Here is a 17,405-nt window from a genome sequence, read left to right on the forward strand (position 1 = left end):
GAGCCCACCGCCCAACGCCGGCCGGCGCTCGTCACATCACTTCATTTCCCTTCTACGGGCACGACGACTTCGCTCACAGCTCGATGCGCGTGCCGAGCAATGCGAGGAACTGCGCGAGCCATGCCGGATGCGCGGGCCACGCGGGCGCGGTGACGAACGGCGCGTCGGTCACGGCCGCATCGACCGGGATGTCCGCATATTCGCCGCCGGCGAGCTTCACTTCCGGCGCGCAGGCCGGGTAGGCCGAGATGCGCTTGCCGCGGATCACGTCGGCGGCCGCCAGCAGCTGCGCCGCATGGCAGATCGCGGCGATCGGCTTGCCGGCCTGCGCGAACGCGCGCACCAGCGCGATCACCTTCGCATCGAGACGCAGATATTCCGGCGCGCGGCCGCCGGCGATCGCGAGCGCGTCGTAGCTCGACGCGTCGACGTCGTCGAAGCTCGCGTTCAGCGTGAAATAGTGGCCGGGCTTTTCGGTGTAGGTCTGGTCGCCTTCGAAATCGTGGATCGCGGTCTTGACCTTGTCGCCGGCGCGCTTGCCGGGGCACACGGCGTCGACGCGATGGCCGACGGCCTGCAGTGCCTGGAACGGCACCATCGTTTCGTAGTCTTCGGCGAAATCGCCGGTCAGGAACAGGATCTTCTTCGCGGCCATGGCACTCTCCATTCAACGGTGTTGAAGGGCCGTTCGCGCGGCGAGCGGCGCACGGCCGCCGCGGCGGCGATGCGGCCCCGAGGACGAATGCGCAGTGTACTCCGCCCGCTCGAAGCGTGCGTGACGGCCACCCGCGGCGGGGCGGTGCCACGCGCGGGCGGCGTGTCAGAAGAACGTTTCGACGACTTCCGTCACGCGGTACTGCGGATCGACGACGAGCAACTGCCGCCATTTGTCGAACGTGAGGCACGGGTGCGAGATGTCGAACGCGACCATGTCGCCGACCTTCACATCCGCGCCCGGCGGGATCTGCAGATACGCGTGCTGGTCCATCATCCCCGTCACGGCCCAGCCTTCGGTGGCGGCCAGCTCGCGCGGCGCGCTGTCGCGGCCGGGGCGGAAATGGCGCGCCGGCTCCGGCATGCCCGCGTCGAACGCCGCGTCGCGCTTGCCGAGCGCGACGATCGCGCGGTCCGGTTCCGGCACCGACTGCACGTACGCCCACAGCTGCAGCGCCGGCAGCAGCCCTTCGCCCATCCTGCGTGCGATCGGATTGCGCGCGAACACGTCCGCTTGCGCCTTCCTGTAGATGCCGACGTCATGCGTCAGATAGCAGCCCGGACGCAGCACGATCTCGGCGAAACCGGCGTCGGACGCCTTCGCGAATTCCTCCGCGACCACGTCGTACCACGCGGAGCCGGCCCCCGACAGGATCGCCGGCGTGCGCGCGAAGCGGCCGGCTTCGGCCAGTTCGCGCGTGAGTGCGACCGCGTGTTGCAGGAACGTGCGGATCTCGCCTTCTTCCTTCAGCACGCCTTCGTAGAGTTCGATGCCGGCCAGCTTCAGCGTGTCCGGATGGCGGGCGATCGCATCGAGCACCGCCTGGCGCTGCGCAGCGTCGCGCACGCCGGCGCGGCCACCCGGCACGCCGAGCTCGAGCAGCACGTTCAGCGTCTTGTTCGCCGCGCCGAAAAAGCGGCCGAGCTGCTCGACGCCATCGACGGAATCGACGAGGCAGAAGAACTCGAATTCGGGATCGGACAGCAGCCCCGCGATGAGCGTCATGTTCTGGCGGCCGACCAGTTGGTTCGCCAGCAGCACGCGCCGCACGCCGCCGTGATACGCGGCCTGCGTCTGGTGCGCGGTCGCGAGCGTGATGCCCCATGCGCCGGCCGCGAGCTGGCGGCGGAACAGCTGCGGCGCCATCGTCGTCTTGCCGTGCGGCGCGAACTGCGCGCCGTACTGCTGGACGAACGCCTGCATCCAATTCAGGTTGTGTTCGATCCGGTCGGCGTACAGCACGGCCGCGGGCAGGCTGACGTCCTCGGCGAGCAGGTTCCACTCGAGGCGGCCCGCTTCGTCGAGCGGCACGCTCGCGCTCGGCACGTTGCCGAGGCCCTTGCCCAGCGGATCTATTTTCGGCTCCTGATAGTTTGTAACTTTCATGTCGTCCCGCTCCATCATCACTATGCATTGCATCGAAGTTGACATGCCGATGGTACCGAAAGTAGCATCGGCGTGGTGATGTTATTTAGTAACACGACGCGCGCCAGCGCTTTCCACCGATGAATTCCCCCGTCTCGCGGGCCGCGTCACGCGCGGCCGCCCAGTCATCCGCGCAGCTTGCGCAGCCGGCCGTCGACATCGTCGCACGCATCACCGAATGCGCGCCCGAACTGCGCGACGCCGAGCGCAAGGTCGCCGCGTTCATCCTCGCCGATCTGGCGCGCGCCGCGCATGCCAGCATCGGCGCGCTCGCGCGCGACGCGCAGGTGAGCGTCGCGACGGTCACGCGGTTCGCGAAGGCCGTCGGCTGCCGCGACGTGCGCGAGCTGAAGGTGCTCGTCGCGCAGGCGGCGGCGGTGGGCCGGCGGTTTCTGGCGCCGTCCGACCAGCCGCACGCCCACGATACGAGCCCGGCATCGGTGGTCTACGACGAGATCTGCGTCGCGCTCGCGCACAACCACCAGTTGCTGCGCAACACGTCGTTCGACGCGGCCGCCGACCTGCTCGCCGGCGCGCAGATGATCTACGTGTACGGGCAGGGCGGCGGCTCGACCGCGCTCGCCGACGAGCTGCGCTTTCGCCTCGTGCGCTTCGGCCGGCCGGTCGCGAGCTACCAGGACAGCCTGCTGCAGCGGATGGTGTCGGCGACGCTGTCGCGCGACGCCGTGGTCGTCGCGCTGTCGGTGAGCGGACGCGTGCCGGAGCTGCTCGACAGCTGCCGCGTCGCGAAGCGCTACGGCGCGACGCTGATCGCGATCACCGCGCCGGCTTCGCCGCTCGCGAAGCTCGCCGATCACCTGATCCCGGTGGTCGCGTTCGAAACCGATTTCATCTACAAGCCGTCGACGTCGCGCTACGCGATGATGATGGCGATCGACGTGCTCGTGACCGGCGTCGCGCTGCGGCTCGGCGATGCGGGCCGCGAATCGCTGCGCCGCATCAAGCATGCGCTCGACGCGCATCGCGGCGGCGGAGATCGTCAACCGGTAGGAGACTGACCATGCATTCGCATCCCGAAGCCGCCGATACGCTGATCGTCGGCGCGCAGCTGTACGACGGCACCGGCGCGCCGCCCGTCACGCGCGACGTCGCGATCCGCAACGGCGCGATCGCGGCGATCGGCAACCTGTCGAACTGGCTCGCCGAGAGCGTCGTCGATGCGAACGGCCGCGCGCTCGCGCCCGGTTTCGTCGACGTGCACACGCATGACGACACGCACGTGATCCGCGCGCCGCAGATGCTGCCGAAGATCTCACAGGGCGTGACGACCGTGATCGTCGGCAACTGCGGGATCAGCGCGTCGCCGGTCACGCTCGCCGGCGAGCCGCCCGATCCGATGAACCTGCTCGGCGAGCGCGACGCGTTCCGCTACCCGACCTTCGCCGCCTATGTCGCGGCGGTGAACGAAGCGCGCCCGGCGGTCAACGTCGCGGCGCTCGTCGGGCACACGGCGCTGCGCAACAACCAGATGGACCGGCTCGACCGCGCGGCGACCGACGGCGAAATCGCCGCGATGCGCGCGCAGCTCGACGAGGCGCTCCAGAACGGCGCGCTCGGTTTGTCGTCGGGCCTCGCCTACGGCTCCGCGTTCGCGGCGCCGACCGAGGAAGTGATGGCGCTCGCGGAGCCGCTCGCGAAGGCGGGCGCGCTGTATACGACGCACATGCGCACCGAGTTCGACGCGATCCTCGATGCGATGGACGAGGCGTACCGGGTCGGGCGGCACGCGCAGGTGCCCGTCGTGATCTCGCATCTGAAGTGCGCGGGGCCGTCGAACTGGGGGCGCAGCACCGAGGTGCTCGCGTCGCTCGACGGCGTGCGCCGCCTTCAGCCGGTCGGCTGCGACTGCTATCCGTACAGCCGCAGCTCGTCGACGCTCGACCTGAAGCAGGTGAGCGGCGACATCGACATCACGATCACGTGGTCGGCGCCGCATCCGGAAGTCGCCGGCAAATTGCTGAAGGCGATCGCGGCCGACTGGGGCGTGACCGAGCAGGAAGCCGCGCAGCGCATCCGTCCGGCCGGCGCCGTGTACCACAACATGTCCGAGGACGACGTGCGGCGCATCCTGTCGCACCCGGCGACGATGGTCGGCTCCGACGGGCTGCCGAACGATCCGCTGCCGCATCCGCGCCTGTGGGGTGCGTTCCCGCGCGTGCTCGGCCACTATGTGCGCGACACGAACCTGCTGCCGCTGGAGGAGGCGATCCGCAAGATGACGTCGCTGTCCGCGCGGCGCTTCGGGCTCGCGCGTCGCGGCGAGGTGCACGTCGGCTACCACGCGGATCTGGTGCTGTTCGATCCGGCCCGCGTGATCGATGCGGCGACCTTCGAGCAGCCGCAGCAGCCGGCGCACGGCATCGACGCGGTGTGGGTGAACGGCGTGCTGACCTACGAGAACGGGCAGCCGACCGGCGCGCGCGCGGGCGGCTTCGTGGCGCGTGGCGAGCGTTCTGCGGCCGCCGCCGATGCGGCCTTCTGAGCGCGGCAGGCAGGTCGAGATTCGGCGTGTGCCGCGAGCGGCGCGCGCCTTCGCAATGAAATGGAACTGAACCGGAACTGAAACGGAGTGAAACGATGAAGCGATATGGCGTGGGCGAAGCGAAGGGGACGGGCGGCCAGGTGATGCCGTTCGCGCGGGCGGTCGAGGCCGACGGCTGGCTGTACGTGTCGGGGCAGACGCCGATGGTGAACGGCGAGGTCGTCGAAGGCGGGATCGTCACGCAGTCGAAGCAGGCGATCGAGAACCTGATCGCGATCCTGAAGGAAGCCGGCTACGGCGTCGAGGACGTCGTGCGCTGCGGCGTGTGGCTCGACGACGCGCGCGATTTCGCGTCGTTCAACAAGGTGTTCGTGTCGTACTTCGGCGCCAACCCGCCGGCCCGCGCGTGCGTGCAGTCGAGCATGGTGATCGACTGCAAGGTCGAAGTGGACTGCATCGCGTACAAGGCGCCGGCGAAGTAACGCGGCCGCGCTGCTGGTCGCAAGTCAAACAGCCCCGCCGGTGCAAACCGGCGGGGCTGTTGCGTTCAGGGCCGCGCGCAGCGGCCGGTGCGCGTCACTGCCGCGCTGTGCGCGCGTTGTCCGGCATCGACTGGTTGTAGTTGGTGCGGAACGGGTTGATGTCGAGCCCGCCGCGGCGCGTATAGCGCGCATACACCGCGAGCTTCAGCGGTTTGCACGCCTGCAGGATGTCGAGGAAGATGCGCTCGACGCACTGCTCGTGAAAGCCCGTGTGGTTGCGAAACGAGATGATGTAGCGCAACAGCCCCGCGTGATCGATCTGCGGGCCGACGTAGTGGATCTGCACGCTGCCCCAGTCGGGCTGGCCGGTGACCGGGCAGTTCGAGCGCAGCAGGTCGGACACCAGCGTCTCCTCGACCGGCGCTTCGTCGGCGGCGGCCGACAGCAGCGACGGATCGGGCTCGTACACGTCGGTGTCGAGGTCGAGGCGGTCGAGCGACAGCCCGTCGAGCTCCTCCATCTGCAGCTTGCCGAAGTCGTGCGGCGACACCAGCTGCACCGACACGCTCGCGCCGCACGCGGCCGACACGTCGCGCTTGAGCACGTCGCGCACGGCATCGACGGAATCGAACTTCGATTGCGCGAACGAGCCGAGATACAGCTTGAACGACTTCGATTCGACGATGTTCGGCGATTCTGCCGGCACGTAGAAGGTCGCGACCGCGAGCTGCGGCTTGCCGCGCGCGTTCAGCCACGACAGCTCGTACGCATTCCAGATGTCGGTGCCGAAGAACGGCGGCGCGGCCGCGATGCCGAGCTGCTCGCGCGCGCCCGCGCGCGGGATCGGAAACAGCAGCGACGCGTCGTACTGCGCCGCGTAGACGGTGGCCTTGCCGAGCGGGGAATGTTCGGGGTTCATGGCACGCAACCTTTACGACAGGAACAGGCGGTAGGCCGGATTGGCGCTCTCTTCGACATACGGATAGCCGAGCGCGGCCAGGAAGCGTTCGAACTCGGCGCGATCGGCCTGCGGCACCTGCAGCCCGACCAGGATCGAGCTGTAGTCGGCGCCCTGGTTGCGGTAGTGGAACAGGCTGATGTTCCAGTCCGGCGCCATCGACGACAGGAACTTCATCAGCGCGCCCGGCCGCTCCGGAAACTCGAAGCGGAACAGACGCTCGTCGAGCGCTAGCGGCGAGCGGCCGCCGACCATGTAGCGGATATGCTCCTTCGACAGCTCGTCGTGCGTCAGGTCGACCGTCTTGAAGCCGTGCGCGTCGAAGTTCGCGGCGATCTCGGCCGACTCGCCGCGCCGGCGGATCTGCACGCCGACGAAGATGTGCGCCGATTTTTCGTCGGCGATCCGGTAGTTGAACTCGGTCACGCTGCGGTCGCCCACCAGCGAGCAGAACCGCTTGAAGCTGCCGCGCTCCTCGGGGATCGTGACCGCGAACACGGCTTCGCGCGCCTCGCCCACTTCCGCGCGTTCGGCCACGAAGCGCATCCGGTCGAAGTTCATGTTCGCGCCGGAGGTGACCGCGACGAGCGTCTGATTCTCGATCCCTTCGCGTTCCACGTAACGCTTGGCGCCGGCGACCGCCAGCGCGCCGGACGGCTCGAGCACGCTGCGCGTGTCCTGGAACACGTCCTTGATCGCCGCGCACAGCGCGTCGGTGTCGACGGTGACGACGCCGTCGAGGAATTCGCTGCACAGCCGGAAGGTCTCCTCGCCGACCAGCTTCACCGCGGTGCCGTCGGCGAACAGCCCGACTTCGCTGAGCTCGACGCGTTCGCCCTTCTGCAGCGACTGCGCCATCGCGCACGAATCCTCTGCTTGCACGCCGATCACCTTGATCTCGGGGCGCACGGCCTTCACGTACGCGGCGACGCCCGACGCGAGCCCGCCGCCGCCGATCGGCACGAAGATCGCGTGGATCGGCCCCTGATGCTGCCGCAGGACTTCCATCGCGATCGTGCCCTGGCCGGCGATCACGTACGGATCGTCGAACGGGTGCACGAACGTGAGGTCGCGCTCCTGCTGCACCTTGAGCGCATGCGCGTACGCATCGCTGTACGACTCGCCTGCCTGGATCACCTCGACGCTCGGGCCGCCGTGCGCGCGCACCGCGTCGACCTTCACCTGCGGCGTCGTGACCGGCACGACGATCACCGCCTTCACGCCCATGCGCGCCGCCGAGAACGCGACGCCCTGCGCATGGTTGCCGGCGGACGCGGTGATCACGCCGCGCGTGAGCGCGTCGGCCGGAATGTGCGCCATCTTGTTGTACGCGCCGCGCAGCTTGAACGAGAACACCGGCTGGTTGTCCTCGCGCTTCAGGTAAATGGGGTTGCGCAGCCGTGTCGACAGGTTGCGGGCCGGTTCGAGTTCCGTCTCGCGTGCGACGTCGTAGACGCGCGCGGTGAGGATTTTCTTCAGGTAGTCGTGGGATGCCATGGGCGCTCGCGGGCAGTGCGAAAAGCAGAGGGTAAAGGATCAATGATAGCGCCAAGGGTCCGCCTGCACGCAAGCGACGTGCCGGCGGCAGGTTCGCCGCGCGGCGCGCACGACGTCCGCGCGAAGCCCGCAGGACGCCCGCACGAAGCCGTTCGCGGCCCGCCGTGCCGTGCTCGCCGGGTCCGCTGCGCGGTTCAATCGAGGTTCAATCGCGGTTTAACCGCGCGGTTACCGACCGGCCGGCCGGCGAATGCCGGCGCGAAGCGGCGTCGAGCCAGGCGTGGCGCGGCTTGCGGCGAAAGCCCCACGACCTGTCCGGCGTGCCACGGACGGCCCGATCATGGGTTAGAATTCCGTTTTGAATCAAGGATCGGAAGATGCAGAGGCACCCTCGGATCGCCCCGTTGAAGCCGACGCCGCGCGCTGCCAGCCCCGCGGCGCAGCGGCATGCGCGCCGCGCGCGATCGTGCTGATGGCGCCGAGTGCCGCCAGGCCCTGCCGGCCCGGATCGGTGAGTCTCCACCCGTTCCGGCCCCATGCGAGATAGTCGCGCGCCTGGCACCAGAACAGATTTCCCCAAGATTGCGCCCACGCGCTTGCCGACGCCCGTGCACGGTGTATCGGCCCTCCGAGTCGTCCGAACATGAACGCACCACAAGTTTTCGATCCGCATGGCGCGGCCGCCGCCGTCGCCGCCGACCCCGCGCCCCGTCTGCGCGAGATTCCCTACAACTACACGTCGTTCTCCGACCGCGAGATCGTGATCCGCCTGCTCGGCGAGGACGCGTGGTCGGTGCTCGACGAGCTGCGCGCCGAACGCCGCACGGGCCGCTCGGCACGAATGCTGTACGAAGTGCTCGGCGACATCTGGGTCGTGCGCCGCAACCCGTACCTGCAGGACGACCTGCTCGACAACCCGAAGCGCCGCGCCTTGCTGATCGAGGCGCTGAACCACCGGCTGACCGAGATCGGCAAGCGCCGCCGGGCCGACCTCACCGAGCATCGTGACGACGCCGGCCGCGAGCGCGCCGGCCGCGTCGAGATGCTCGAGGCCGCCGCGCAGCGCGCGGTCGACGAGTTTGCCGACGAATTCGACAAGATGGCCGACCTGCGCCGCCGCGCGACCAAGGCGCTCGGCCGCTGCACGCAGAAGGACAACATCCGCTTCGACGGGCTGTCGCGCGTGTCGCACGTGACCGATGCGACCGACTGGCGCGTCGAGTACCCGTTCGTCGTGCTGACGCCCGACACCGAAGCCGAGATCGCGGCGCTCATCAAGGCCTGCTTCGAGCTCGGCCTGACCGTGATCCCGCGCGGCGGCGGCACCGGCTACACGGGCGGCGCGGTGCCGCTCACGCCGTTCTCCGCGGTGATCAACACCGAGAAGCTCGAGCAGCTCGGCGCGGTCGAGCTGACCGAGCTGCCGGGCGTCGCGCACAAGGTGCCGACGATCTTCTCCGGCGCGGGCGTCGTCACGCGCCGCGTGACGGAAGCGGCCGAAGCGGCCGGCTACGTGTTCGCGGTCGACCCCACGTCGCTCGACGCATCGTGCATCGGCGGCAACGTCGCGATGAACGCGGGCGGCAAGAAGGCGGTGCTGTGGGGCACCGCGCTCGACAACCTCGCCTGGTGGCGGATGGTCGACCCGGACGGCAACTGGCTCGAAGTCACGCGCCACGAGCACAACCAGGGCAAGATCCACGACATCGCGGTCGCGCGCTTCGAGCTGAAGTGGTTCGACGGCGCGTACGCGCCGGGCGAGAAGCTGCTGCGCACCGAAATGCTCGAGATCGAAGGCCGCCGCTTCCGCAAGGAAGGGCTCGGCAAGGACGTGACCGACAAGTTCCTCGCCGGCCTGCCGGGCGTGCAGAAGGAAGGCTGCGACGGGCTGATCACGTCCGCGCGCTGGGTGCTGCACAAGATGCCCGCGCACACGCGCACCGTCTGCCTCGAATTCTTCGGCCAGGCGCGCGAGGCGATCCCGAGCATCGTCGAGATCAAGGACTACCTGTTCGAGACGTCGAAGCAGGGCGGCGCGATCCTCGCGGGCCTCGAGCACCTCGACGAGCGCTATCTGCGCGCGGTCGGCTACGCGACCAAGAGCAAGCGCAACGCGTTCCCGAAGATGGTGCTGATCGGCGACATCGTCGGCGACGACGCCGATGCGGTCGCGCAGGCGACCTCCGAAGTGATCCGGATGGCCAACGGCAAGAGCGGCGAAGGCTTCGTCGCGGTCAGCGCCGAGGCGCGCAAGCGCTTCTGGCTCGACCGCAGCCGCACGGCCGCGATCGCGAAGCACACCAACGCGTTCAAGATCAACGAGGACGTCGTCATTCCGCTGAACCGGATGGGCGAATACACCGACGGCATCGAGCGGATCAACATCGAGCTGTCGCTGAAGAACAAGCTGCAACTCGTCGACGCGCTCGAGGCGTTCTTCCGCGGCGGCAACCTGCCGCTCGGCAAGACCGACGACGCGAACGAGATCCCCAGCGCCGAACTGCTGGAAGACCGCGTGCAGCAGGCGCTGGAGCTGCTCAAGCGCGTGCGTGCGCGCTGGGAGTTCGTGCGCGACCGGCTCGACCAGCCGCTGCGCGAGGCGCAGCACTACCTGGTGCAGCTCGGCTACGAGGCGCTCGCCGAGAAGTTCGCCGATCGCGCCGACGAGCAGCCGGGCGCGAGCGTGTTCCACGTCACGCAGGACCGCACGATCCGCATCTCGTGGAAGCAGGAGATCCGCGCGGAGCTGCGCGCGATCTTCAACGGCGGCGCGTTCAAGCCGATCCTCGACGAAGCGCAGGCGATCCACAAGCGCGTGCTGCGCGGCCGCGTGTTCGTCGCGCTGCACATGCACGCGGGCGACGGCAACGTCCACACCAACATCCCGGTCAACTCCGACAACTACGAGATGCTGCAGGACGCGCATGCGGCCGTCGCGCGCATCATGACGCTCGCGCGCTCGCTCGACGGCGTGATCTCCGGCGAACACGGGATCGGCATCACGAAGCTCGAGTTCCTGACCGACGACGAGATCGCCGAATTCCGCGCGTACAAGCAGCGCGTCGACCCGAACGGCCGCTTCAACAAGGGCAAGCTGCTCGACGGCGCGGATCTGCGCAACGCTTATACGCCGAGCTTCGGGCTGATGGGCTACGAGTCGCTGATCATGCAGCAGTCCGACATCGGCGCGATCGCCGATTCGGTGAAGGACTGCCTGCGCTGCGGCAAGTGCAAGCCGGTGTGCGCGACCCACGTGCCGCGCGCCAACCTGCTGTACAGCCCGCGCAACAAGATCCTCGCGACGTCGCTGCTGGTCGAGGCGTTCCTGTACGAGGAGCAGACGCGCCGCGGCGTATCGATCAAGCACTGGGACGAGTTCAACGACGTGGCCGACCACTGCACGGTGTGCCACAAGTGCGCGACGCCGTGCCCGGTGAAGATCGACTTCGGCGACGTCACGATGAACATGCGCAACCTGTTGCGCAAAATGGGCAAGAAGAAGTTCAACGCCGGCAATGCGGCGGGGATGTTCTTCCTGAACGCCACCAATCCGCAGACGATCAACGCGGCGCGCACCGTGATGATGGGCGTCGGCTACAAGGTGCAGCGCTTCGCCAACGACATGCTGAAGAAGGTCGTCACGAAGCAGACGCAGCATCCGCCGGCGACGACCGGCCGGCCGCCGGTGGTCGAGCAGGTGATCCACTTCGTCAACAAGAAGATGCCGGGCAACCTGCCGAAGAAGACGGCGCGTGCGCTGCTCGACATCGAGGACAACAAGATCGTGCCGATCATCCGCAACCCGAAGTCGACGACCGTCGATTCGGAAGCGGTGTTCTACTTCCCCGGCTGCGGTTCCGAGCGCCTGTTCTCGCAGGTCGGCCTCGCGACGCAGGCGATGCTGTGGGAAGCGGGCGTGCAGACGGTCCTGCCGCCGGGCTACCTGTGCTGCGGCTATCCGCAGCGCGGCTCGGGCCAGTACGACAAGGCCGAGAAGATCGTCACCGACAACCGCGTGCTGTTCCACCGCGTCGCGAACACGCTGAACTACCTCGACATCAAGACGGTGGTCGTGTCGTGCGGCACCTGCTACGACCAGCTCGCCGGCTATGAATTCGACAAGATCTTCCCCGGTTGCCGGATCATCGACATCCACGAGTTCCTGCTCGAGAAGGGGATGAAGCTCGACGGCGTGACGGGCACGCGCTACATGTATCACGACCCGTGCCACACGCCGATCAAGACGATGGACCCGGTCAAGCTCGTCAACGAGCTGATGGGCACGGAGAAGGACGGCTACCGGATCGAGAAGAACGACCGCTGCTGCGGCGAGTCGGGCACGCTGGCCGTCACGCGTCCGGACGTGTCGACGCAGGTGCGCTTCCGCAAGGAAGAGGAGATCCGCAAGGGCGCGGCGAAGCTGCGCGGCATTCCCGTCATGGCCGACGGCGCGCCGGCGCCGGCGGCCGCGAGCGGCCCGGACGTGAAGATCCTGACGAGCTGCCCGTCGTGCCTGCAGGGCCTGTCGCGCTACAACGAGGACGCGAACCTCGAGGCCGACTACATCGTCGTCGAAATCGCGCGCCAGGTGCTCGGCGAGAACTGGATGGCCGATTATGTCGCACGTGCGAACAATGGCGGGATCGAGCGCGTACTGGTCTAATGCGGGCATGCAACGAGAGCGGGCGCCGGCGTTGACGAGCCGGCCCCCGTGCACAGGGAGCGACGATGGAATGCGTGTTTTGCCGTGAAGACGGCGGCGAGGTGCTCTGGCAGGACGACGTGCTGCGGGTCGTCCTCGCGACGGCCGAGCACGACTACCCGGGCTTCTGCCGCGTGATCTGGCGCGCGCACGTGGCCGAGTTCTCCGATCTCGGCGAGCCCGAGCGGGCACATCTGATGCGCATCGTGTATGCAGTGGAGCGCGCGGTGCGCCGCGTGATGCAGCCGAACAAGGTGAACCTCGCGAGCCTCGGCAACATGGTGCCGCACGTGCACTGGCACGTGATCCCGCGCTTCTCGAACGACGCGCACTTTCCGCAGCCGGTGTGGGCGCCGCGCCAGCGCAGCGTGTCCGAGGCGTTGCTGCGCGCGCGCGCGGCCCAGGCGTCGCTGCTGCACAATGCGGTGCGCGAAGAAATTCAACGAACCCCCGATTCGAGGCAGGCATGAGCGGTTTGACTTCCACGACGCCGATTCCGTCCGGCGTCGTCGTGCACGCGGTGTCGCGCGTGCTCGAATTGCAGTACCCGAACGGCGAGAGCTACCGGATTCCGTTCGAGCTGATGCGCGTCTATTCGCCGTCGGCCGAGGTGCGCGGCCACGGGCCCGGCCAGGAGACGCTGCAGACCGGCAAGCGCGAGGTGACCATCACCGCGCTCGAGGGCGTGGGCAACTACGCGCTGCAGCCGACCTTCTCCGACGGCCATTCGACCGGCATCTATTCGTGGGATCTGCTGTATGAACTGGCGACGCAGCAGGATGCGCTGTGGCGCGACTATTTCGACAAACTGAAGGCGGCGGGCGTCGAGCGCGATGCGCCGATGCAGGCGGCCCCCGCGCCGCACGGCCACTGCCACTGAAATCGACGGCGCCCGCTCGGCGCCGTCTTGCCATTTACTGAGGATCAACGCGATGAGCAAAACCCACTTCGGCTTCGAAAGCGTCGAGGAAACCGAAAAAGCGAAGAAAGTGGCGGGCGTGTTCCATTCGGTCGCGAGCAACTACGATCTGATGAACGACCTGATGTCGGCCGGCATGCACCGCGCGTGGAAGGCGTTCACGATCGCGCAGGCGAACGTCCGCCCCGGCTTCAAGGTGCTCGACATCGCGGCCGGTACCGGCGACCTGACCCGCGCATTCGCGAAGGCGGCCGGCCCGACGGGCGAAGTCTGGCACACCGACATCAACGAATCGATGCTGCGCGTGGGCCGCGACCGGCTGCTCGACAAGGGCGTCGTGACGCCGTCGCTGCTGTGCGATGCGGAAAAGCTGCCGTTCCCGAACAACTACTTCGACGTCGTCACCGTCGCGTTCGGGCTGCGCAACATGACGCACAAGGACGCCGCCCTCGCCGAGATGCGCCGTGTCGCGAAGCCCGGCGGCCGCGTAATGGTGCTGGAATTCTCGAAAGTGTGGGAGCCGCTGAAAAAGGCCTACGACCTTTATTCTTTCAAAGTATTACCGTGGCTTGGCGACAGGTTCGCGAAAGATGCCGACAGTTATCGGTATCTTGCTGAATCTATCCGGATGCATCCCGATCAGGACACCCTCAAGACGATGATGGAACAAGCGGGTCTCGACGCCGTCAAATATTACAATTTGTCAGGTGGCGTGGTAGCTTTACACGTAGGATCCAAGTACTAAAGGGTTCTATCCCTACATTCGTCTTACATCTGGAGAAGCTGATGTCCGAGTCGCGTTCGTTGTTCAACCGTAGCAAGCCGTCGAAGCCGTGGGCTCGACGGGTCGGCACGCTGCTGATGGTCGGCCTGCTCACGGCCGGCACGTTCGCATCGCTCGACGCCGAGGCGCGGCGCATGGGCGGCGGGCGCAGCATCGGCCGCCAGAGCTCCACCGTCACGCAGCGTCAGGCCACGCCGCCCGCCCAGCAGCCGATGCAGCAGGCCGCGCCGGCTCAGGCGCAGCGCACCAACCCGGCCGCTCCGGCGCCGGCCACGCAGCCGAACCGCTCGCGCTGGCTCGGGCCGATCGCCGGTCTCGCGGCCGGCCTCGGCATCGCGGCGCTGCTGTCGCACTTCGGCCTCGGCGGCGCGTTCGCGAGCATGATGGCGAACGTCATCGTGATCGCGCTGCTCGCGATGGTCGGCATCTGGCTGATCCGCAAGTTCATGAACCGTCGCCGCCCGCACGAGCCGGCGTATTCGGCCGGCGGCTCGGCGTCGTCGGCGGGCGGCTATGCGCAGGGTTCGTCGTTCCAGCAGGGCAGCGGCGGCAACTACGCGGGCAGCGGCAGCAGCTATGCGAACGAAGCGCAAAGCGTGTTCGGCGGCGGTGCAGCGGCCGCGGGCGCGGCAGGCGCGCTCGGCGCGGCGCCGCTGCAGGTGCCGGCCGGCTTCGACACCGAAGCGTTCCTGCGCAGCGCGAAGGTCTACTTCGTGCGCCTGCAGGCGGCATGGGACCAGGGCAACATGGCCGACATCCGCGAGTTCACGACGCCCGAAATGTTCGCCGAGATCAAGATCGACCTCGATTCGCGCGGCAACGAAGCGAACCAGACCGACGTCGTGCAGCTCGACGCGGAACTGGTCGCGATCGAGGATCGCGGCATCGAGCAGGCGGCGAGCGTGCGCTTCCATGGGTTGATCCGCGAATCGGCGAACGCGTCGGCGGCGCCGTTCGAAGAGGTGTGGAATCTGTCGAAGTCGGGCGGTCAGGGCTGGCTGCTCGCGGGCATCCAGCAGCTGAACACGCACTGAACGCAGCCGGCGGCCGGCTTGCCGGCTGCTGGCGACGGTCGCCGCAGTGCGGCCGCTTGCCGCCGGCGCGTGCGGTCGAGCGCAGTCTGCCGACGATCCGACGTTACAATAGAAACCCGCGTGGGCGCCCGGCCTGCGCGGGTTTTTTCTTTCCCAGCCCGATGACCTTTGCCGCCAAGCCTTTTGCTGCTGCCGTCAATCACCTGCTCGCGCGCGAATCGTGGGCGCGTGACCGCCTGATCCCTTACGCGGGCAAGACCGCCCGGCTCGTCGTGCCGCCCGTCACGCTGACGCTGCTGGTGCAGCCCGACGGTTATCTGTCCGCGGTCGACGCGCACGATGCGCAGCGCGTCGACGTGTCGATCGCACTCGCCGGCGATACGCTCGCCGCGTTCCTGCAGGGCGGCCAGGCCGCCGTGATGAAGCACGTGAAGATCGAGGGCGACGCGGAGTTCGCGACGCAGATCGCGAAGCTCGCCGAGCACCTGCGCTGGGAGCCTGAGGAAGATCTCGCGAAGCTGGTCGGCGACGCGGCGGCGCACCGGATCGCGACGGTCGTGCGCGACGCCGGCGCACGCGCGCGCCGCACCGGCCGCAACGTGCTCGATTCCGTCGCCGAGTACTGGCTCGACGAGAACCCGCAAGTCGTCCGGCGCACCGCGCTCGGCGGCTTCGACGCCGAACTGGCGCGGGCGCGCGATGCGCTCGCGCGCGTCGAGAAACGGATCGAGCGACTCGAACAAAAAATCGGCGCGCGTGCGGGTTCCAGCCTGCGCGGCGCGCACTGAGGGCCGCAGCGCATGCGCATTTTACGTTTCATCAAGATTGTCTATACCGTCATCCGTTTCGGCCTCGACGAGGTGATGCTGTCCCGGATCGACGACCGGCGCGTGAAGCTGCTGCTGCGAATCACGACGATCGGCCGCCGCTATTCGTCGCCGCCCGCGGTGCGGCTGCGTCACGCGCTCGAGAGCCTCGGCCCCATCTTCGTGAAGTTCGGCCAGGTGCTGTCGACGCGCCGCGATCTGCTGTCGGTCGATTTCGCGAACGAGCTCGCGAAGCTGCAGGACCAGGTGCCGCCGTTCGACTCGGCGGTCGCGATCGCGATCATCGAAAAGTCGCTCGGCGCGCCGGTCGACGAGCTGTTCGACGAATTCGAGCGCGAGCCGGTCGCGAGCGCGTCGATCGCGCAGGTGCATTTCGCGAAGCTCAAGCAGGGCGTGCATGCGGGCAAGGCGGTCGCGATCAAGGTGCTGCGTCCGAACATGCTGCCGGTGATCGATTCCGATCTGGCGCTGATGCGCGACATCGCGACGTGGGCCGAGCGCATGTGGGCCGACGGGCGGCGCCTGAAGCCGCGCGAGGTCGTCGCCGAGTTCGACAAGTACCTGCATGACGAGCTGGACCTGATGCGCGAGGCCGCGAACGGCAGCCAGCTGCGCCGCAACTTCGCCGGGCTCGACCTGCTGCTGGTGCCCGAGATGTTCTGGGATTTCTCGACGTCGCAGGTGCTCGTGATGGAGCGCATGACCGGCGTGCCGATCAGCCAGGTCGAAACGCTGCGCAGCGCGGGCGTCGACATCAAGAAGCTCGCGCGCGAAGGCGTCGAGATCTTCTTCACGCAGGTGTTCCGCGACGGTTTCTTCCACGCCGACATGCATCCGGGCAACATCCAGGTGAGCCTCGATCCGAACACGTTCGGCCGCTACGTCGCGCTCGATTTCGGGATCGTCGGCGCGCTGTCCGATTTCGACAAGAACTACCTCGCGCAGAACTTCCTCGCATTCTTCAAGCGCGATTACCATCGCGTCGCGACGCTGCACCTCGAATCGGGCTGGGTGCCGCCCGAGACGCGCGTCGAGGAGCTCGAAAGCGCGATCCGCGCGGTGTGCGAGCCGTACTTCGACCGCGCGCTGAAGGACATCTCGCTCGGCCAAGTGCTGATGCGCCTGTTCTCCACGTCGCGCCGGTTCAACGTCGAGATCCAGCCGCAGCTGGTGCTGCTGCAGAAGACGATGCTCAACGTCGAGGGGCTCGGCCGTTCGCTCGACCCCGAGCTCGACCTGTGGAAGACCGCGAAGCCGTATCTCGAGCGCTGGATGACCGAGCAGATCGGTCTGCGCGGCTGGTACGAGCGCTTCAAGGTCGAGGCGCCGCAATGGAGCAAGACGCTGCCGCAGCTGCCGCGCCTGATCCACCACGCGCTGGCCGAACGACAAGATGGCACGCGCGCGGCGAGCGACGATCTGATGCGTCAGATCCTCCTCGAGCAGAAGCGCACCAACCGGCTGCTGCAGGCGCTGCTGATCTTCGGTCTGGCCGTCGGCGTTGGCGCGCTCGTCGCGCGCGTGCTGCTCGCGCTCACGTACGGCGCATGACCGACAGG

Annotated in this window: 14 protein-coding genes; 10 read left to right on the forward strand and 4 right to left on the reverse strand. The window is 68.0% G+C overall.

What is annotated here, in order from left to right; all coding sequences use genetic code 11:
- Nucleotides 1-73: 73 nt before the first annotated feature.
- Entirely contained in the window at nucleotides 74-655 is a 582-nt protein-coding gene (locus MBR110_RS04335; protein WP_011886011.1) for a DJ-1/PfpI family protein, read from the reverse strand.
- A 165-nt stretch (nucleotides 656-820) separates the two neighbouring features.
- Nucleotides 821-2,101, reverse strand: coding sequence for an amino acid deaminase (locus tag MBR110_RS04340; protein ID WP_011886010.1), 1,281 nt, complete (start codon nucleotides 2,099-2,101; stop codon nucleotides 821-823).
- 119 nt (nucleotides 2,102-2,220) lie between these two features.
- On the opposite strand from MBR110_RS04340, the gene MBR110_RS04345 reads away from it, so the two are divergent.
- The 3 genes from MBR110_RS04345 (at nucleotide 2,221) to MBR110_RS04355 (ending at nucleotide 5,125) form a co-directional block, all read left to right on the forward strand.
- A complete protein-coding gene (locus tag MBR110_RS04345; protein WP_011886009.1) occupies nucleotides 2,221-3,159 on the forward strand; it encodes a MurR/RpiR family transcriptional regulator in 939 nt (312 codons plus the stop codon).
- Between the two features lie 2 nt (nucleotides 3,160-3,161).
- Nucleotides 3,162-4,643 (forward strand): N-acyl-D-amino-acid deacylase family protein, encoded by a 1,482-nt coding sequence (locus MBR110_RS04350; protein ID WP_069264707.1) that lies wholly within the window; start codon nucleotides 3,162-3,164, stop codon nucleotides 4,641-4,643.
- A gap of 95 nt (nucleotides 4,644-4,738) precedes the next feature.
- Nucleotides 4,739-5,125, forward strand: a complete 387-nt coding sequence (locus MBR110_RS04355) for a RidA family protein (RefSeq protein ID WP_011886007.1) — start codon at nucleotides 4,739-4,741, stop codon at nucleotides 5,123-5,125.
- A 94-nt stretch (nucleotides 5,126-5,219) separates the two neighbouring features.
- Here the strand turns inward: MBR110_RS04355 and queF are convergent, their stop codons facing one another.
- The gene (gene queF, locus MBR110_RS04360) at nucleotides 5,220-6,044 is read right to left on the reverse strand and encodes an NADPH-dependent 7-cyano-7-deazaguanine reductase QueF (RefSeq protein WP_014723628.1); all 825 of its coding nucleotides are present in this window, start codon (nucleotides 6,042-6,044) and stop codon (nucleotides 5,220-5,222) included.
- Nucleotides 6,045-6,056: 12 nt separating this feature from the next.
- Complete coding sequence (gene ilvA / locus MBR110_RS04365; protein WP_014723627.1) at nucleotides 6,057-7,580, reverse strand: threonine ammonia-lyase, biosynthetic; 1,524 nt, start codon at nucleotides 7,578-7,580, stop codon at nucleotides 6,057-6,059.
- Between the two features lie 643 nt (nucleotides 7,581-8,223).
- On the opposite strand from ilvA, the gene MBR110_RS04370 reads away from it, so the two are divergent.
- From MBR110_RS04370 to ubiB, 7 genes are all read left to right on the forward strand, one after another.
- The gene (locus MBR110_RS04370; protein ID WP_059475001.1) at nucleotides 8,224-12,243 is read left to right on the forward strand and encodes a DUF3683 domain-containing protein; all 4,020 of its coding nucleotides are present in this window, start codon (nucleotides 8,224-8,226) and stop codon (nucleotides 12,241-12,243) included.
- 65 nt (nucleotides 12,244-12,308) lie between these two features.
- Nucleotides 12,309-12,752 carry an HIT family protein gene (locus MBR110_RS04375; RefSeq protein ID WP_011886003.1) on the forward strand — a complete coding sequence of 148 codons (444 nt, stop codon included), beginning with the start codon at nucleotides 12,309-12,311 and terminating at the stop codon, nucleotides 12,750-12,752.
- On the forward strand, nucleotides 12,749-13,162 hold the full coding sequence (locus MBR110_RS04380) for a gamma-butyrobetaine hydroxylase-like domain-containing protein (protein WP_011886002.1): 414 nt from the start codon (nucleotides 12,749-12,751) through the stop codon (nucleotides 13,160-13,162). Before MBR110_RS04375 ends, MBR110_RS04380 begins: the two co-directional genes overlap by 4 nt.
- A 52-nt stretch (nucleotides 13,163-13,214) precedes the next feature.
- Nucleotides 13,215-13,946, forward strand: a complete 732-nt coding sequence (gene ubiE / locus MBR110_RS04385; RefSeq protein WP_011886001.1) for a bifunctional demethylmenaquinone methyltransferase/2-methoxy-6-polyprenyl-1,4-benzoquinol methylase UbiE — start codon at nucleotides 13,215-13,217, stop codon at nucleotides 13,944-13,946.
- Between the two features lie 41 nt (nucleotides 13,947-13,987).
- Nucleotides 13,988-15,019 (forward strand): Tim44 domain-containing protein, encoded by a 1,032-nt coding sequence (locus MBR110_RS04390; RefSeq protein ID WP_059560120.1) that lies wholly within the window; start codon nucleotides 13,988-13,990, stop codon nucleotides 15,017-15,019.
- A 161-nt stretch (nucleotides 15,020-15,180) separates the two neighbouring features.
- Nucleotides 15,181-15,807 carry a ubiquinone biosynthesis accessory factor UbiJ gene (locus MBR110_RS04395; protein ID WP_011885999.1) on the forward strand — a complete coding sequence of 209 codons (627 nt, stop codon included), beginning with the start codon at nucleotides 15,181-15,183 and terminating at the stop codon, nucleotides 15,805-15,807.
- Nucleotides 15,808-15,819: 12 nt separating this feature from the next.
- Nucleotides 15,820-17,397: a ubiquinone biosynthesis regulatory protein kinase UbiB gene (gene ubiB / locus MBR110_RS04400; RefSeq protein ID WP_011885998.1), complete on the forward strand. Its 1,578-nt coding sequence runs from the start codon at nucleotides 15,820-15,822 to the stop codon at nucleotides 17,395-17,397.
- The last annotated feature ends 8 nt before the right edge of the window (nucleotides 17,398-17,405 follow it).

The organism is Burkholderia sp. MBR-1 (assembly GCF_013822785.1).
GTDB classification, from domain to species: domain Bacteria; phylum Pseudomonadota; class Gammaproteobacteria; order Burkholderiales; family Burkholderiaceae; genus Burkholderia; species Burkholderia vietnamiensis.

What these genes read in the sequence shown, in the direction of transcription:
- MBR110_RS04335 (WP_011886011.1), bottom strand. Translation starts at nt 655, where the DNA reads ATGGCCGCGAAGAAGATCCTGTTCCTGACCGGCGATTTCGCCGAAGAC.
- MBR110_RS04340 (WP_011886010.1), bottom strand. Translation starts at nt 2,101, where the DNA reads ATGAAAGTTACAAACTATCAGGAGCCGAAAATAGATCCGCTGGGCAAG.
- MBR110_RS04345 (WP_011886009.1), top strand. Translation starts at nt 2,221, where the DNA reads ATGAATTCCCCCGTCTCGCGGGCCGCGTCACGCGCGGCCGCCCAGTCA.
- MBR110_RS04350 (WP_069264707.1), top strand. Translation starts at nt 3,162, where the DNA reads ATGCATTCGCATCCCGAAGCCGCCGATACGCTGATCGTCGGCGCGCAG.
- MBR110_RS04355 (WP_011886007.1), top strand. Translation starts at nt 4,739, where the DNA reads ATGAAGCGATATGGCGTGGGCGAAGCGAAGGGGACGGGCGGCCAGGTG.
- queF (WP_014723628.1), bottom strand. Translation starts at nt 6,044, where the DNA reads ATGAACCCCGAACATTCCCCGCTCGGCAAGGCCACCGTCTACGCGGCG.
- ilvA (WP_014723627.1), bottom strand. Translation starts at nt 7,580, where the DNA reads ATGGCATCCCACGACTACCTGAAGAAAATCCTCACCGCGCGCGTCTAC.
- MBR110_RS04370 (WP_059475001.1), top strand. Translation starts at nt 8,224, where the DNA reads ATGAACGCACCACAAGTTTTCGATCCGCATGGCGCGGCCGCCGCCGTC.
- MBR110_RS04375 (WP_011886003.1), top strand. Translation starts at nt 12,309, where the DNA reads ATGGAATGCGTGTTTTGCCGTGAAGACGGCGGCGAGGTGCTCTGGCAG.
- MBR110_RS04380 (WP_011886002.1), top strand. Translation starts at nt 12,749, where the DNA reads ATGAGCGGTTTGACTTCCACGACGCCGATTCCGTCCGGCGTCGTCGTG.
- ubiE (WP_011886001.1), top strand. Translation starts at nt 13,215, where the DNA reads ATGAGCAAAACCCACTTCGGCTTCGAAAGCGTCGAGGAAACCGAAAAA.
- MBR110_RS04390 (WP_059560120.1), top strand. Translation starts at nt 13,988, where the DNA reads ATGTCCGAGTCGCGTTCGTTGTTCAACCGTAGCAAGCCGTCGAAGCCG.
- MBR110_RS04395 (WP_011885999.1), top strand. Translation starts at nt 15,181, where the DNA reads ATGACCTTTGCCGCCAAGCCTTTTGCTGCTGCCGTCAATCACCTGCTC.
- ubiB (WP_011885998.1), top strand. Translation starts at nt 15,820, where the DNA reads ATGCGCATTTTACGTTTCATCAAGATTGTCTATACCGTCATCCGTTTC.